The following is a 14548-nucleotide window of genomic DNA, read 5'->3' on the forward strand; positions in this document are numbered from 1 at the left end:
CCTTGGCTCCCGGCCGGGAGCCATGGCGACGTGCGGAAGCCAAGGCGACGACCGGAAGTGGTCAGTACCCAGTGTGATCACACGATTACTCGTTATGGTGGGCGCTGCACTGTTCCGGCCCGCCAAGGAGATCATGGATGCGCATCCTGGGAGTTCTCGCCGTCGCCCTGCTCTGCGCCGGCTGTGGTGAGCGGGCCGCCGACACCCATCCCGCGGGGCACGGCCCGGCGGTCGCCTCAAGCGCCGCGGGGATCCGCCTTACCGGAGGCGGGGTGTTCTCCGCCCCCGAACCTCGTGCCTCCGTCATCGCCTACGACACCACGCTGGTGCCGCCGGGAGCCACGGCCCGGGTCACCGCGGAGTCGGGGGCGGTGCTCGCCACCTCCACGATCACCGTCACCGGCATGCTTCCTGGACGCACCTACGGGGCGCACCTGCACGTCAACCCGTGTGGTCTCAAGCCCGAGGACGCCGGGCCGCACTACCGGCACGCCCACGCCCACGCCAGTGCCCAGAACGAGGTCTGGCTCGACTTCACCACCGACGCCCGGGGGGAGGCCACCGCCACCACCACCCGGGACTGGGCGTTCGTCGCGGGCCGGTTGCCCAGATCGTTGGTGATCCACGCCGAGCCGACCCGCACCGCCGGCGCCGAGGCCGGCACCGCCGGCCCCCGCGTCGCCTGCATCACCCTCATGCCGTCTTAGGGGGTGTTCCGTGGCACCTCGCTACGGCGAAGACCCACGGAACACCCCCCGGGCATCCGGCGTCCCGGCGACCCGCGGTCAGGCGTGGCCCGCGGGGATGGTGCCGAGGCGGCCCGCCTGGTAGTCCTCGAACGCCTTGGCGAGCTCCGCCTGGGTGTTCATCACGAACGGCCCGTAGTGCGCGACCGGCTCGCCGATCGGGCGCCCGCCGAGCACGATGACCTCCATGTTGGGACTCCGGCTCTCCTGGTTGCCGGCCGCCGACAGCGTGATGGTCTCGCCGTCGGTGCCCAGCCCCGGAAGGCCGCCGAAGCCGTCGAAGACGGCCAGCTGGCCCGACTCGATCGGCTGCCGGTCGCCGCCCGCGGTGCCGTGACCCGACAGGACGTACGCGAGCGCGTTGAAATCCTTGCGCCAGGGGAGCGTCAGCCGGGAGCCGGGGCTCAGCGAGGCGTGCAGCAGGGTGATCGGCGTCCTGGTGGAGCCGGGGCCGGTGAACTCGCCGACCTCGCCCGCGATCAGGCGGACCAGCGCCCCGCCGTCGTGGCTGCTGAGCAGGACGACGTTGGTCCTGCCGATGTCCTGGTACTTCGGCGCGACCATCTTCTCCCTGCCGGGGAGGTTGACCCAGAGCTGGATTCCGTGGAACAGGCCGCCCTTGGCGACCAGCCACTCCGGGGGAGCCTCCTTGTGCAGGATTCCGCCGCCGGCCGTCATCCACTGGGTGTCGCCGTCGGAGATCGTGCCGCCGCCGCCATGCGAGTCGGCGTGCTCCATCACGCCGTCGATCATGTAGGTGACGGTCTCGAAGCCCCGGTGCGGGTGCCAGGGGGTGCCCTTGGGCTCGCCCGGCGCGTAGTCGACCTCGCCCATCTGGTCCATCATGATGAACGGGTCGAGATACTGGGGCTTGATCGTCGCGAGTGCCTTGCGGACCGGGAAGCCCTCTCCCTCGAATCCGCTCGGGGCTGTGGTGATCGCCAGCACCTGGCGCTCGTGGACCGCGTTCAGCGGCTGCGGCAGGCGGGGCAGGGTCAACGGGTTCTCTACGGTCACGGCCGGCATTGTGGATTCCTTCCTGCGATGTTCGCAGGCGACAACTCAGTTGATGTTTCAACTATTCCATGGCGGACGAGATCGGGGCGACGAGCCGGTCGCGGGTCAGCCGAAGACCGCGGGCGGGGGCACCGGGGTGACCACGGCGTCGCCGTCGTGCAGCGGGCGGGCTCCGGCGATGAACCTGACGATGTCCTCGCCGTACACGCAGCGGGCCTGGGTGAGGCCGCCCGCGGCCCTGCGGGTCAGCTCGGAGACGGGGAGCGGCAGCCGGGAGGCGGCGACGATGAGGTTGCCGAAGCGGCGGCCCCGCAGGATGCCCGGCTCGGCGAGCAGTGCCACCTGGGGGAAGGTTTCGCGGACGGTGGCGAGCACCCGGCGGGTGAAGGCCAGCCCCTTGCCGTCGGCGACGTTGATCAGTACGGTGCCGGTGGCGCGCAGGACGCGGGCGACGTCCCCCATGTACTCGGAGGTGGCCAGCTCGATCGGCATCGTGGCACCGCTGAAGGCGTCCAGCACGAGCAGGTCGGCCGAGTCGTCCCCGAGCCCGGCGGTGGCGGTGCGGCCGTCGAGGACCCTGACCTTGAGCCGGGGCACCGACTTCAGCCGGAGCTGGTCCCTGACGAGCTGGACGAGCCCCTCGTCGGGCTCGGCGACGATCTGCCGGGACCCGGGACGGGTCGCCGCGACGTAGCGGGGCAGGGTGCAGGCGCAACCGCCCACGTGCACCGCGTCCAGCGGACCCTCGGCGAGCAGGTCGACGACGTCGGCCATCAGCTGGACGTACTCGAAGTCGAGGTAGGTGGCGTCGTCGAGGTCGACGTACGACTGCGGCACGCCGTCCTTGGAGACCACCCAGCCGGAGGGTCGGTCGAGGTCCTGCAGGAGGTCCACCTCGCCGAAGGTCACCGGATACCGTCCCGGCATCGGCTCCCGTGCTTCCCGCCTGCCCATCAGCTGGATCCTCTTTTCCGCGACGTGAACCCGGAGGGAAACCCTATGCCCCGTTCCCGCTGCGGCGGGTCCCGGCCGGAGGAGACGCCGGTCCCCGATCGCGGTGTGTAGGGAGAATCACAACCTACGATGGCGTAACTTACGATACCGTAGGTTTATGGCCACGACCGTCGCAGAAACGCTCGCCGAGTCCGTCAAGCCCCGCCTCCGCGGCTGGTTGCACGCCGGGGCGCTCCCCGTGGCGCTCGTCGCGGGATTCGTCCTGGTGGCTCTGGGGCCCACTCCGCAGGCGAGGATCGCCGCCGCGGTCTACGCGATCACCTCCGGCCTGCTCTTCGGAATCTCGGCCACCTACCACCGGGGGGTGCTCTCCCCGCGCACGGAGGAGGTGCTCCACCGGCTCGACCACGCCAACATCTACCTGATCATCGCGGGCACCTACACCCCGTTCGCGTTGCTCGCCCTGGACGCTCCGGCCGACGCGGTGGTGCTCGGCGTGATCTGGACGGGCGCGGTCGCCGGGGTGCTCTTCCGGGTGCTGTGGGTCAACGCCCCCCGCTGGCTCTCGACCGCCCTCTACATCGCCCTCGGCTGGACCGCCGTCTTCGTGCTGCCGCAGCTCGTGCGGGGCGCGGGCGTGGTCGCGGTGGCCCTGGTCTTCCTCGGCGGGGTGCTCTACACGGCGGGCGGCGTCGTCTATGCCATGAGGCGGCCGGATCCCTCCCCCCGGTGGTTCGGCTTCCACGAGGTCTTCCACGCCTTCACCGTCGCCGCCTACCTGGTGCAGTACGTGGCGGTCTCCCTGGTGGTCTACGCGGCGGCGTAACCTGCCGTGCATGACGCGAATCCAGGATCTGGGCACCGAGAAGTACGTGTCCGTGACCACCTTCAAGAAGAGCGGCGCCGCGGTGCCGACGCCGGTGTGGGCCGTCCCCGACGGTGACTCCCTGCTGGTCTGGACCGCCGGCTCCTCCGGCAAGGCCAAGAGGATCCGTAACAATCCGGAGGTCGTCGTGGCGGCGTGCGACGCGCGGGGCAACACGCGGGGGGAGGGGGTCAGAGGCGTCGCGCGGGAGTTGCCGGCCGAGGAGAGCGAGCGGGTCCGGGGACTGATCGTCGCGAAGTACGGGCTCCTCGCCCGGCTGCTCATGATCGGTAGCAGGTTCCGCCGGGGCGCCGCCGGCACCGTTGGGATCCGCATCTCTCCGCCGAACTGACCCGGCCCGACCCGCGGCAGGTTGATTTGACCGATCTGTGGTCTCGGAAGGAGCGGTCCCCGGGAAGGGAGACGGTCATCGAGAAGGGCTCGGGCCGCACGGTCCCGGGCTCCGGACGTTCATGTCCAGGGGGCCGGTAAACCGAAAAATCTTCACAAGAACCGTCTTCGACGCGTAATCTCTCCGTGTAGATGTGTAAATGACGGGGGATCATCTCTTCGGATCACCGTGGAGGGGACATGGACGTGCACGCCCGTCTCGCTCGTCATCTGCTCGTCGATGGCTACCGGCTGGTGCTGGACCTCGAACGGAGCCGAGGTTCCCGGCTCGTCGACGCCCGCACCGGCCGAAGCTACCTGGACTTCTACAGCTTCTTCGCCTCGGCCCCGCTCGGGGTGAACCCGTTCGACGACGACCCCGAGTTCCTGGCGCTACTGGGCCGCGTCGCCGCGAACAAGCCCGCCAACCCCGACCTCTACACCTCCCACCTCGCCGACTTCGCCGACACGTTCGCCAGGGTGCTCGGTGATCCCGAGCTGCCGCACCTGTTCTTCGTGGAGGGCGGAGCCCTCGCCGTGGAGAACGCGCTGAAGTGCGCCTTCGACTGGAAGAGCCGCCTCAACGCCTCGCGGGGGCACTCGCCCGAGCTGGGTGGCAAGGTGCTCCACCTCACCCGCGCCTTCCACGGGCGCAGCGGCTACACGCTCTCGCTGACCAACACCGACCCGATCAAGACCGACCGGTTCCCGAAGTTCGACTGGCCCAGGATCGAGGTGCCCGCGATCCACCTCGGCGACGTCGAGGCGGCCGAGGAGAGATCCCTGGCCGCGGCGCGGGCCGCCTTCGAGCGCCATCCCCACGACATCGCCTGCTTCATCGCCGAGCCCATCCAGGGGGAGGGCGGCGACAACCACATGCGGGCGGAGTTCCTGCTCGCGATGGAACGGCTCTGCCACGAGCATGACGCCCTCCTCGTCATGGACGAGGTGCAGACCGGTGCCGGGACCACGGGCACCCCCTGGGCCTACCAGCAGTTCGGCCTGAGTCCCGATGTGGTGGCCTTCGCCAAGAAGGTCCAGGTGGGCGGGATCATGGCGGGCCGCAGGGTCGACGAGGTGCCGGACAACGTGTTCCAGATCAGCGGCAGGATCAACTCGACCTGGGGCGGAGGGCTGGTCGACATGGTCCGCTCCCGCCGGATACTGGAGATCGTGGAGCGCGACGGCCTGATCCCGCGCGCGGGCAGGCTCGGCGCCGAGCTGCTCAAGGCGCTGCTGGAGATCCAGGCCGGCTTCCCCGGCCTGGTGGAGAACGCCAGGGGACGCGGCCTGATGTGCGCGTTCGACCTGCCGGACGCCGCGCGGCGCGACCTGCTGGTGGCCAGGCTCAGGGAGGACGAGGGCGTGCTGGTCCTGCCCTGCGGCGAGCGCTCGGTACGGTTGCGCCCGGCGCTCTCGATCGCCTCCGAGGAGCTGGAGGAGGGCACGTCCGCCATCGCCCGCGCCCTGGAGGTCTCCCGCCGCCCGAGCCGCCCCGCCCGGTCAGGCCCGGCGGCCCCGAAGCGGTCCGGAGACGTCGTGTCGCCGTTCAGTGGTGCCGAGGGTCCTCGCGCGCGCCCCGTTCCAGCCACAGATCGATCGCGGTGACCCGCGAGTCGACCCCCAGCTTGGCGTATATCCGGTTCACATGGTTCTTCACGGTCTTCTCGCTCAGAAACAGGTGCCGGGCGATCTGCCCGTTGGAGCGGCCCGTCGCGATCAGTTCCATGACCTCGGTCTCGCGCCTGCTCAAGCCCGTCACGGCTGTGGGTTCCGCGTCGAACGTGGCATCGTCGACTCTCATCCGGCCTCCGTGGTTGCAACACGGTCAGGTCGCCGAAACCCCCCGATCCTACGGCGTAGCGATAGCTGCGAGCATAACCCGCAATATCCACTTTTGGTGGGTAAAGGGAGTGGAAATGCAGAACGACCGGTCCCGAGGGACCGGCCGTTCTCATGGGGTGAGCGAGGGGACTTGAACCCCCGGCATCTAGGACCACAACCTAGCGCTCTGCCAACTGAGCTACGCCCACCATCGCCGCCGTGGCAGCACATGAAAAGTGTAGCGGTCTTTGGGAGTCGTTTCGTACCGGGTTTCCCGCGAGCCGGTCAGGGTTTTCGCGCGGACACGGTCTCGGCCAGTTCCCTGGCGGTGGCGGAGTCGGGTCCAGGCTGGGGCACGAAGACCGCCGCGCGGTAGTAGCGCAGCTCCCGGATGCTCTCGACGATGTCGGCCAGCGCGCGGTGGCCGCCCTGCTTCTCGGGCGAGGCGAAGTAGACCCGCGGGTACCAGCGCCGGGCCAGCTCCTTCACCGAGGAGACATCGATCATCCGATAGTGCAGGAAGGCGTCCACGGCGGTCATGTCCCGGGAGAGGAACGACCGGTCGGTGGAGATGGAGTTGCCGCACAGCGGAGCCTTCTTCGGCTCCTTGATGTGCCCCTTGATGTATTCGAGCACCATGGACTCGGCCTCGGCGAGTGTGACGCCCCCGCTCAGCGCGTCCAGCAGGCCGGAGGCGGTGTGCATCTCGCGCACCACCTCCGACATCTGCTCGATGGACTCGGGCGGGGGTTTGATGACCACGTCCACACCTTCGTCAAGCTGGTTCAGCTCGCCGTCGGTGACCACGCAGGCCACCTCGACGAGCGCGTCACGGCCAAGGTCGAGCCCGGTCATCTCACAGTCGATCCAGACCAGCAGGTCACTCATAGCCTTCAGGGTAGTACTCCGTTACGAGAGCTTGAATGACTTGATCACCTTGTCCACCGTCGAGGTGCCGAGATTGTCGGGCACGCTGATGTAGGCCAGCGCCGCTCGGCTGCCCTCACCCCGGTCGACGATCAGGAACGCGGCCCGCTCCCGCTTCCACTTCCAGCCGTTGGCCTCGGACTGCTCGGAGAAGTCCAGGTCGAAGACGAACAGCCAGGCGTCCTTGCCGCTCACCTTGACCGCCTTGTCCTCGACGATCTTCCGGCGGTGCGGGGGGCTGTAGAAGTTGGGCTCGACGACCAGCAGCAACGTCGCGGCGACCGAGCGCATGCTCTCGACACCCTGATAGCCGTACTGGTCGGGAAGCTCGCCGGTCAGCACGTTGCCGACCCAGTTGCCGCCCTTGCCGTCGAAGTTCTCGTGGGCGGTGGCGACGGCCGCGCTGGTCCAGGTGAACCCGAGCCCGCCGCCGGGGCTGGGAGGCACCTGCCACGGCCCTTCGGGGATCTGGTAGGACAGGCCGGTCACGGGGTCGGTGATGCGCCCGTCCACCGGCTGGGGCGGCGGGCTCTGCGAGGGCGTCGGCTCGGGGGTCGGCTCCCGGCTGGGTTCCCGGCTCGCCGAGGGAGGCGGCGTACGGGGCGTGACGGGCTCGCCGGCCTCGTTCCTGCTGTCGGGGTTGATCAGATACATCGTGGCGACCACGATCACGACGATCAGGACCAGCACGCCGCCGCCGCCGAGGATCCACGGGAGCGGACCGCTCTTGCGCGGCGGCGGCCCGGACGGGTGGACACCGTACGGCGGGAGGGGCATCTGCGCCGTGTTGCCGTTCGGCTGCCCTGTGCCCGCCGGTCCCTGCCGCACGGTCTGCTGGTTCCACTGGCCGCTCGGGCCCGTCGCCGCGGGCTCTCCCTGCGAGGCGGGCGGCGCCTGCCAGGCGCCCTGCTCCGCGGCGGGAGGCTGGGAGGGGAAGGGGCCGGTCTGCGCTCCCTGAGGCGTGTCCTGCCCTGGGACATCCGCCTGATGGGTGGCATCGGTCCACTGGTGGCCGTCCCACCAGCGCAACAGCGGTGAGCCGTAGGGATCGGGGTACCAGCCGGAGGGGGTCTGCGTGGTCATGGCCGTCAGAGTAGTAAGAACGGCTTTGTACCGCATTGTGGACCTTGTGGATCACTCATGAACATTTGTAGGTGAAAGTGGCCCTGTCCTGGATCTTCTTACCCTCGGGGGCCGGCGAGAGCAGCGACAGGACGACGGTTCCCTTGAAACTTCCCTCGCCCTTGACCGTCCAGTCCAGGCTCACCTCGTGCGAGGCCGCTCCGGACGAGATCTGGTCGGTCTGCACGATCGGCTCCTTGCGGTCGCTCCGCTTCCACTGGTAGCGGACCTCCCCGCCCGCGCCGTTGGTGTACAGGACGCCGGTGATCCTCACCGTCGTGTCGCAGCCCTGGGTCTTCCTGGGGGCGCTGACGTCCACCTTCGTCACCTCGAGCGGCGCCCACGAGCCGCGGAACAGCCAGAGCGCCAGCGCGCCCACCACCATCAGCGCGAGGATCGCCGAGGAGAGGATCGTACGACCGCGACGCCGCCGGGCATGGGGGGCCGCAGCCGTCCTGAGCCTGTCGGAGGGCGGCTCGGTCTGCTGCTGGTCCCGGCCGGCCCGCCAGATCTGGGCGGCCGTGGTCTCGGCGGGCACCCCGGGGCCGAACCGCAGGACCACGTCCTCGGGCCGGTGCCCGTCGGCCTCCCGGGTCTCCCGGGTTCGCTGCTCGCCGGTTCTCGGAACGCGGAGCAGTGTGACGATCTCCCCCTCGTCGGGGGCGGCCGGCACGGGCGGCGGGGGTCCTTCCCGGCCGGGCGCCTCATGTGCCGGCCGTCGGTGCAGGGTCTCCGCGAGTCTGGCGCGGGTGGTGAACCCGGAGGGCAGCAGGTCACGCCCGGCGAGCAGGGCGTCGCGCGCGGCGGCGAGCCCCCGGATGGAGGCCGTCGCCGCCGCCTGTTCCAGCAGCCCCGCGGCTTCCCGGTCGGCCGAGGCCCAGGTGGCGGCCAGTCCCCGGGCGAGTGACGCCCAGGCGGCCACGTCCCGCTCCGGCGCGGGCGGGCGGCCGAGCAGCGCGTCGAGCAGCCCCCGCTCGGCGAGCAGCGCCGACCCGTCCGGGGCGATCACCACGGTGCCCGGGTGGAGCTCACCGTGGACGAGCCCGGAGGAGTGGAGGGCCAGCAGCGTCCACGCCGTCTCCATCAGGACCGTGGCCGCGCTGCCCGCGTCGGGCCCGGGTGATCCGGGGGCGCCGGACAGCAGGTCGCGCACCGCTGGTGCGGCCGGTTCCGAGGTGATCAGCCAGACCTCGTCCTGGGCCGTGATGAGATCGGCGATCGGGACCAGCCCGGTCAGGCCGCTCTGCGTGAGCCTGCGGTCGGCGACCACGGCCGCGATCAGCCTCTCGCGGGCCGAGGGATCGGCGACCAGCCGCGGGTCGAACCTGAGTGTGCTTCCCCGCCGCCCGTCGGCCGCGACGGCCGACGACCAGATTCCCAGATCGCCGGCCCAGGTGCGGCCGGTCAACCGGAATCCGGCGACGCCGCCCCGATCAGTGTTCATGATTCGGCTCGTTCCCTGGTCAGCGGCGTTTTCTGTGCCGTCCCGCGATGCCGCGCTTGACGGCCAGTGTGAACGGCACGGCACCACTTGTCACCAGGCCCAGCGCGAGGAGCGCCGAGGGGGCCGTCTCGGCGGGAGGCAGGGGTGAGGTGGTGAGCTGAGGGGGGTTCTCGGAGGTCGGGGTCCCCGCGGGGGTCGTCTCGGGGGGCGAGGACGTGGTCGGCCGTGTCGTCGGCCGCGTCCGGGTGGGGGAGGCCGACGGCTGGGTCGGGACCGCGGTCGGTGCCGCCGTCGGGGACGGCGGCCTGGTCGTGGGGGTGTTCGGTTTGCCGGGATCGCTGAGCGTGGAGCTCTCATCGGGGGCCGGAGGCTCCGACGCCTCCCCGGTCGGTTTCCTGGTCGGCCGCGCGGTCGGTCTCCTGGTGGGCGTCGCCGACGCCTTGGGGGTCGTGGAGGGCGTCGTGGCGGTCGGCGCGGGCGGGGGGCCCGAGGTGGTGCCGCTCGGCGTGGGGGTCGCGGAGGGCGCGTCCGCGGTCGGCGACGCCTCCGCGGGCTCGTCGGGTTCGTCGAGATCGTCGTCGTCCCCGGGGATCACCGTCTCCAGCGGGTCCGAGGGGGTCGGGTCCTTCGTGACGGTGGAACTCTGCGGCTGGATCGTCGTGGTGCCGCCCGATCCGACCAGCACCGCGGTCAGCCCGCCGATCACCGCGATGCAGCCGACGCCAATGAGGATCTTGACGCTCAGCTTGCTGAGCGAGGAGGTCCCTCGCCCCTTGCCGCCGAGGTCGGTGGTGGCCAGCGAGGTGTCGGCCGCCGGGGCGGGCGCGTCCAGCGGGAACATCCCGGCCAGCAACCCGACGATCCCCGCCAGGCGGCGGCGGCCGCGCTCCTGCCAGTCGGGGCCGTAGGCGTCGGCGGCCACGGCCTCCAACTCGGTGAGGAACGCGGAGGCGGTCGGCGGCCGGTCGGCGGCGTGCTTGGCCAGGCCGCGCTCCACCAGCCCCTGCAGGGCCGGGGGCACCTCCTCGACCGGCGGCGGCATGACCTGGTGCTGGCGGGCCAGCGCGGCGATGTTCGTGGCCCGGAAGGGGCGGGTGCCGGTCAGGCACTCGAAGAACACGACGGTGGCGGCGTAGACGTCCGTGGAGGGCCCGGCCGGTCCGCCCACCCACTGCTCGGGCGCCATGTAGGGGGGAGTGCCCGCGGGGGCGTCGCCGTCGCCGGAGCGGAGCGCGATGCCGAAGTCGACGAGTTTGCTCTTCCCGTCCGCCTCCACCATCACGTTCTCGGGCTTGAAGTCGCGGTGCACCACGCCCGCCGAGTGCGCGGCGGCCAGCCCCATGAGCGAACCCTTGAGCACGAGCAGCGCCGCCTCCGGGCCGGTCGGACCCTCCGAGCGCAGCAGCGCGCGCAGGGCGACGCCGTTGATCAGTTCCATCACGATGGCGGCGCCGTCGCCGGTCTCGACGTAGTCGTAGAGCCGGACGGAGTGCGGGCTGTTCAGGGTGTTGAGCACCCTTGCCTCGTGCCGGAAGCGCGCCACGAAGCCGACGTCGCCCCTGAGCTCGTCGGACAGGTACTTGATCGCTACCAGGACGCCGTCGGCATCATGCCGCGCCATCACCACGCGTCCCGCCGCACCGGCGCCCAGCTCGCGGATCTCGGTGTATCCGGGGACTCGCCAGGCCGATGGCGTGCCGTACATAACGGTCTCCTCAGTGTCTGGGCCCCCACCCATAACAGACGGACCGTAGCCTAGCCATACGGAAACGCATTTCGCGCATTAATCGCGAATCAGTCTCACTCCGCGAACGGTGCAGCGAGCAGCCGCTCCCTTCCGGGAGCGGCGGAGTCACGGATTGATCGGTGCGAACGGTAGGGGCCCGCGCGGACAGGCCCGCCGCGGAGGCCTAGCGAACGGGCGTGGCCCGCGACGCGATGTGCGCGGGAACGGGCAGGTCCCCGGTCATCGCGGGATCGGGCTCGGGGGCTCCCCAGACCTGGTGGAGCGGCAGGACCCCCGCCCAGATCGGCAGCTCGTAGTCCTCCTCGTCGTCGATCGGCGGGCCCTGGCGGACCTTCACCGACGCCTCGGCGAGGGAGAGGGCGAGCACCGTGGTCGCGGCGAGCTCCTTTCCGGTGGGCGCGCGGCTGGCGTCCCACTGGCCGGGGGCCAGTTGCTCGGTGATCGCCCGCAGCCCGGCCAGGTGCTCCTCGCCCGACACCCGGCGGACGCGGCCGTAGACCATGGCGCAGCGGTAGTTGAGCGAGTGGTTGAAGGCCGAGCGGGCCAGCACGACGCCGTCCAGGTGGGTCACCGTGACGCAGACCTCGTCCGCGTTCCGCAGGGAGGTGGCGCCGGTGGAGCCGTGCAGGTAGAGGGTGTCACCGATCCGGCCGTAACCGGTGGGGACGACCATGGGGAAACCGTCGACCACGACGCCCAGGTGACAGACCAGACCGGCGTCCAGCACCGCGTACAGATCCTCGCGAGAGGTCAGGCCCCTGTTCTTCGAGCGGCCGAGGGTGGTGCGGGGAGTCGTAGAGAGCATGGCACTAGCCTAGAGAGAAGTGGATACCGAGAACACGTCCACTTCAATGCGCTTACAGGAGACCACTTTGCCGCGCCTCGCCGTCGACCTGCCCGTTTCGGTGGACCGCGAATCCGGTACGGCACTCGCCGTCCAGCTCGGCGACCGACTCAGGGCCGCCATGCGCGACGGCACCCTCGCCTCCGGCGAGCGGCTGCCCTCCACCCGCGCCCTCGCCGGCCAGCTGGCGGTCAGCCGTACCGTCGTCACCGAGGCCTACCAGCAGCTGTACGCGGAAGGCTGGCTCGAAGGACGCCACGGCTCCGGCACCTACGTGGCCGACATGGTGCTCCCGCCCGCGAACGAGCGCGCTCCCGGCCCCCTCACCCCACCTCCCGCCGCCCTTCCAGGCTGGGACGCCCGGTCAGGGGACGGCGGGCAGGTGATCGACCTGCGTCCCGGGCGGCCGTGGGTCCACGACTACGACAGGGCGGCCTGGCGCAGGGCCTGGCGCGGAGCGGCCGACCTGCCACCCGCGAGCGACCCCGACCCCCGCGGCCTGCCCAGGCTCCGCACGGCCCTGGCCGAGCACCTGCGCAGGACCAGGGCGATCCCCGTCGGACCGGAGAACATCATGGTCACCCGGGGCACCGGCAACGGGCTCGACCTGGTCGCCGCCACTCTCCTGCGGCCCGGTGACCGGGCCGGCGTCGAGGAGCCCGGCTACCGCGTCGCCAGGAACGTCTTCGCCGGGAGGGGAGCGGAGATCGTGCCCTGCCCGGTCGACGAGGACGGGGTCGTCGTCGACCGCCTCCCGGAGGACCTGCGTGTCCTCTACACCACTCCGGCCCACCAGTACCCCCTCGGCGGCCGCCTGCCCATCCCGCGCAGGGAGCGCCTTCTCGCCTGGGCCCGCCGCACCGGTGCGATCCTCGTGGAGGACGACTACGACGCCGAGTTCCGCTACGACGTGGCGCCTCTGCCCGCCCTGCACGGCCTCGATCCCGAGCGGGTGGTGCTGCTGGGCAGCCTGAGCAAGGCCCTGACGCCCGACATCGGCGTCGGCTGGCTGGTCGCCCGGCCGAGCCTCATCGAAGCCATCGCCCTGACCAGGGACGGCCTGGCCGACCGTACCGGCGGCCCGGCCCAGCAGGCGGTGGCGGTGCTCTGCGAGCGGGGGGACCTGGACCGGCACCTGCGCCGGATGCGGCTGGAGTACGCGCGCCGCCGGGCCGTGGTCGTCGACATCCTCGGCTCCAGGGTCACCGGCGACACCGCGGGCCTGCACGTCATGGTGGAGCTCGCGGAGCACGCGGTCACGCCGCTGGTCGAGGCCGCTCGCGTCCGTGGCGTGCTGCTCGACTCGATGACCCGCCACTACCACGGGCCGCAGCTGCGGCACGGCCTGGTGATCGGCTACGGCTCCGTGTCGCAGGCGGACCTCAGGCGGGGCGTCTCGGTGGTCGCCGAGCTGATCGGGCGGGAAAGGACCGTTCCCACCCCGCCGCGAACCCTCCTCAGGAGGAGGACTGCAGGGACGTCCGCAGGCGGCCGTACGTTTTGAGCGCGCGGTCGGCGGTGGTGCGCAGGAGCGGGTTGGCCAGGACCGTGCCACGCGCCTTGCGCACCGGCACCCGCAGCATCCAGTGGACCCCGGCTCCGGGGCTCAGCCGGGCGACCCGGCCCTCCGAGACCTCGTACTCGCCGTTCTTCAGCTTCTCCTTGTACTCCTTCTCCCCGCGGCCCATGTCGATCACCTGGATCCCGGCCTCGGCGGCCTTCTCGGCCATGGCCAGGTGGTGGATCAGACCGGGGGAGTACTTCGCGAAGGCGGTGTCGTAGGCGGGGAACCAGCCCGCGAGCGTGGTCCCGGTGCGCAGGCCGAAGTGCCCGGCGATCGGCCGGTCGTCCAGGTACACCATGTCGAGGACCCCGCCGAAGTGCTCGGTGTCGGTGGCGAGGAACCGTTCGACCAGCTCCACGATCCACGGCCGGGCGAACCTGTCGTTGCGGCCGGTGCGCCGGTACTGCTCGGTCTTCCAGCCGAGCAGTGTGCGCAGCGGCGCCAGGTCGGTGGTGGCATAGTCGTGCCGGAGCGGCCCGGCGTCGCGCTGGAGCTTGCGGCTCTTGTACGCCGTCGAGCGGTAGGTCTTGCCGGAGGTCACCTTGATCGTCTCGATGTACGACTCGAAGCCGTCACGGAGATCGATGATCGGTGAAGGGTGCCTGCTGTGCCCCGGCTGGAGCAGCGGCTGCCCGGCGATCAGGTGGTCGAACTCGTAGACGGCCAGGCCGCAGGCCCTGATCAGGCTCTGCGCGTCGATCTCCACATCCTTGGCGTGGACCAGCCCCTGCGCGTCGGTCAGGCCCGCGGCCACGGGCATGCCGATACCCATCGGATGGCGTTCGAAGGGGAAGAACCCCACCACGTCCTGTCCTTCGTGCAGCACCGCGACCCGGACGCGTTCCTGCAGGGCACCTACGGTGATGGTGAACTCCGGCGACAGGAACGGGCTGTCGAAAGCGGCGTCGGCACCCTGGAGGGTTCTCCAGCGGTCGATGTCGACCGGTCCGAGATCACGGGGTTGAACGACTGAGACGCGCATGAGCTCCTACTGGGATGTGCGGGGTCCCCTTACGTCATCCTGTGCAGGATGCCGCAAAGCCCAAGCATGCTGGTAGGGACGTAATGTAACGATAAAGTACGGAAGGGATCTCCTCGCAGCGG

14 protein-coding genes and 1 tRNA gene are annotated in these 14548 nt (G+C 70.9%); 5 read left to right on the top strand and 10 right to left on the bottom strand.

The features are described 5' to 3' along the window. Positions 1 to 137 precede the first annotated feature (137 nt). Positions 138 to 707, top strand: a complete 570-nt coding sequence (locus AB0J58_RS08000) for a superoxide dismutase family protein (protein WP_364211803.1) — start codon at positions 138 to 140, stop codon at positions 705 to 707. Positions 708 to 785: 78 nt separating this feature from the next. On the opposite strand, the gene AB0J58_RS08005 is transcribed toward AB0J58_RS08000, so the two are convergent. Both AB0J58_RS08005 and AB0J58_RS08010 read right to left on the bottom strand, forming a co-directional pair. Next, positions 786 to 1772, bottom strand: a complete 987-nt coding sequence (locus tag AB0J58_RS08005; RefSeq protein WP_364211806.1) for a pirin family protein — start codon at positions 1770 to 1772, stop codon at positions 786 to 788. 96 nt (positions 1773 to 1868) lie between these two features. Then, entirely contained in the window at positions 1869 to 2717 is an 849-nt protein-coding gene (locus tag AB0J58_RS08010) for a fused MFS/spermidine synthase (RefSeq protein WP_364211809.1), read from the bottom strand. A gap of 157 nt (positions 2718 to 2874) precedes the next feature. Here AB0J58_RS08010 and AB0J58_RS08015 point away from each other — a divergent pair, with 157 nt between their 5' ends. The 3 genes from AB0J58_RS08015 to lat all read left to right on the top strand — a co-directional run bounded on the left by AB0J58_RS08015 (position 2875) and on the right by lat (position 5580). After that, a complete protein-coding gene (locus AB0J58_RS08015; RefSeq protein ID WP_364211812.1) occupies positions 2875 to 3543 on the top strand; it encodes a hemolysin III family protein in 669 nt (222 codons plus the stop codon). 10 nt (positions 3544 to 3553) lie between these two features. After that, positions 3554 to 3934 carry a PPOX class F420-dependent oxidoreductase gene (locus AB0J58_RS08020; RefSeq protein WP_364211815.1) on the top strand — a complete coding sequence of 127 codons (381 nt, stop codon included), beginning with the start codon at positions 3554 to 3556 and terminating at the stop codon, positions 3932 to 3934. Between the two features lie 239 nt (positions 3935 to 4173). Then, positions 4174 to 5580 carry an L-lysine 6-transaminase gene (gene lat / locus AB0J58_RS08025; protein ID WP_364211818.1) on the top strand — a complete coding sequence of 469 codons (1407 nt, stop codon included), beginning with the start codon at positions 4174 to 4176 and terminating at the stop codon, positions 5578 to 5580. Here the strand turns inward: lat and AB0J58_RS08030 are convergent. The 7 genes from AB0J58_RS08030 to AB0J58_RS08060 all read right to left on the bottom strand — a co-directional run bounded on the left by AB0J58_RS08030 (position 5522) and on the right by AB0J58_RS08060 (position 11841). Continuing rightward, positions 5522 to 5776 (bottom strand): LuxR C-terminal-related transcriptional regulator, encoded by a 255-nt coding sequence (locus AB0J58_RS08030; protein ID WP_364211821.1) that lies wholly within the window; start codon positions 5774 to 5776, stop codon positions 5522 to 5524. The two genes, lat and AB0J58_RS08030, sit on opposite strands and share 59 nt — an antisense overlap. A 153-nt stretch (positions 5777 to 5929) precedes the next feature. Beyond that, a tRNA-His gene (locus tag AB0J58_RS08035) sits at positions 5930 to 6005 on the bottom strand. A gap of 76 nt (positions 6006 to 6081) precedes the next feature. Next, positions 6082 to 6684 carry an oligoribonuclease gene (gene orn, locus AB0J58_RS08040; protein ID WP_343969729.1) on the bottom strand — a complete coding sequence of 201 codons (603 nt, stop codon included), beginning with the start codon at positions 6682 to 6684 and terminating at the stop codon, positions 6082 to 6084. A gap of 21 nt (positions 6685 to 6705) precedes the next feature. Continuing rightward, positions 6706 to 7806 carry a DUF2510 domain-containing protein gene (locus AB0J58_RS08045; RefSeq protein ID WP_364211824.1) on the bottom strand — a complete coding sequence of 367 codons (1101 nt, stop codon included), beginning with the start codon at positions 7804 to 7806 and terminating at the stop codon, positions 6706 to 6708. A 55-nt stretch (positions 7807 to 7861) separates the two neighbouring features. After that, the gene (locus tag AB0J58_RS08050; RefSeq protein WP_364211827.1) at positions 7862 to 9289 is read right to left on the bottom strand and encodes a hypothetical protein; all 1428 of its coding nucleotides are present in this window, start codon (positions 9287 to 9289) and stop codon (positions 7862 to 7864) included. Between the two features lie 19 nt (positions 9290 to 9308). Continuing rightward, the gene (locus tag AB0J58_RS08055; protein ID WP_364211829.1) at positions 9309 to 10994 is read right to left on the bottom strand and encodes a protein kinase; all 1686 of its coding nucleotides are present in this window, start codon (positions 10992 to 10994) and stop codon (positions 9309 to 9311) included. A 205-nt stretch (positions 10995 to 11199) separates the two neighbouring features. Continuing rightward, on the bottom strand, positions 11200 to 11841 hold the full coding sequence (locus AB0J58_RS08060) for a pyridoxamine 5'-phosphate oxidase family protein (protein ID WP_364211832.1): 642 nt from the start codon (positions 11839 to 11841) through the stop codon (positions 11200 to 11202). A 67-nt stretch (positions 11842 to 11908) separates the two neighbouring features. Here AB0J58_RS08060 and AB0J58_RS08065 point away from each other — a divergent pair, with 67 nt between their 5' ends. Continuing rightward, positions 11909 to 13384 (top strand): PLP-dependent aminotransferase family protein, encoded by a 1476-nt coding sequence (locus AB0J58_RS08065; protein ID WP_364211835.1) that lies wholly within the window; start codon positions 11909 to 11911, stop codon positions 13382 to 13384. Here AB0J58_RS08065 and AB0J58_RS08070 read toward each other — a convergent pair. Further along, on the bottom strand, positions 13338 to 14426 hold the full coding sequence (locus AB0J58_RS08070; RefSeq protein ID WP_343969747.1) for a GNAT family N-acetyltransferase: 1089 nt from the start codon (positions 14424 to 14426) through the stop codon (positions 13338 to 13340). The genes AB0J58_RS08065 and AB0J58_RS08070 overlap by 47 nt on opposite strands. Between the last annotated feature and the right edge of the window lie 122 nt (positions 14427 to 14548).

Source organism: Streptosporangium sp. NPDC049644, from assembly GCF_040675205.1.
GTDB lineage: Bacteria > Actinomycetota > Actinomycetes > Streptosporangiales > Streptosporangiaceae > Streptosporangium > Streptosporangium fukuiense.

Coding starts and splice junctions, on each gene's coding strand:
- lat (WP_364211818.1), top strand. CDS start 4,174: ATGGACGTGCACGCCCGTCTCGCTCGTCATCTGCTCGTCGATGGCTAC.
- AB0J58_RS08015 (WP_364211812.1), top strand. CDS start 2,875: ATGGCCACGACCGTCGCAGAAACGCTCGCCGAGTCCGTCAAGCCCCGC.
- AB0J58_RS08070 (WP_343969747.1), bottom strand. CDS start 14,426: ATGCGCGTCTCAGTCGTTCAACCCCGTGATCTCGGACCGGTCGACATC.
- AB0J58_RS08000 (WP_364211803.1), top strand. CDS start 138: ATGCGCATCCTGGGAGTTCTCGCCGTCGCCCTGCTCTGCGCCGGCTGT.
- AB0J58_RS08050 (WP_364211827.1), bottom strand. CDS start 9,289: ATGAACACTGATCGGGGCGGCGTCGCCGGATTCCGGTTGACCGGCCGC.
- AB0J58_RS08020 (WP_364211815.1), top strand. CDS start 3,554: ATGACGCGAATCCAGGATCTGGGCACCGAGAAGTACGTGTCCGTGACC.
- AB0J58_RS08005 (WP_364211806.1), bottom strand. CDS start 1,772: ATGCCGGCCGTGACCGTAGAGAACCCGTTGACCCTGCCCCGCCTGCCG.
- orn (WP_343969729.1), bottom strand. CDS start 6,684: ATGAGTGACCTGCTGGTCTGGATCGACTGTGAGATGACCGGGCTCGAC.
- AB0J58_RS08055 (WP_364211829.1), bottom strand. CDS start 10,994: ATGTACGGCACGCCATCGGCCTGGCGAGTCCCCGGATACACCGAGATC.
- AB0J58_RS08060 (WP_364211832.1), bottom strand. CDS start 11,841: ATGCTCTCTACGACTCCCCGCACCACCCTCGGCCGCTCGAAGAACAGG.
- AB0J58_RS08045 (WP_364211824.1), bottom strand. CDS start 7,806: ATGACCACGCAGACCCCCTCCGGCTGGTACCCCGATCCCTACGGCTCA.
- AB0J58_RS08030 (WP_364211821.1), bottom strand. CDS start 5,776: ATGAGAGTCGACGATGCCACGTTCGACGCGGAACCCACAGCCGTGACG.
- AB0J58_RS08010 (WP_364211809.1), bottom strand. CDS start 2,717: ATGGGCAGGCGGGAAGCACGGGAGCCGATGCCGGGACGGTATCCGGTG.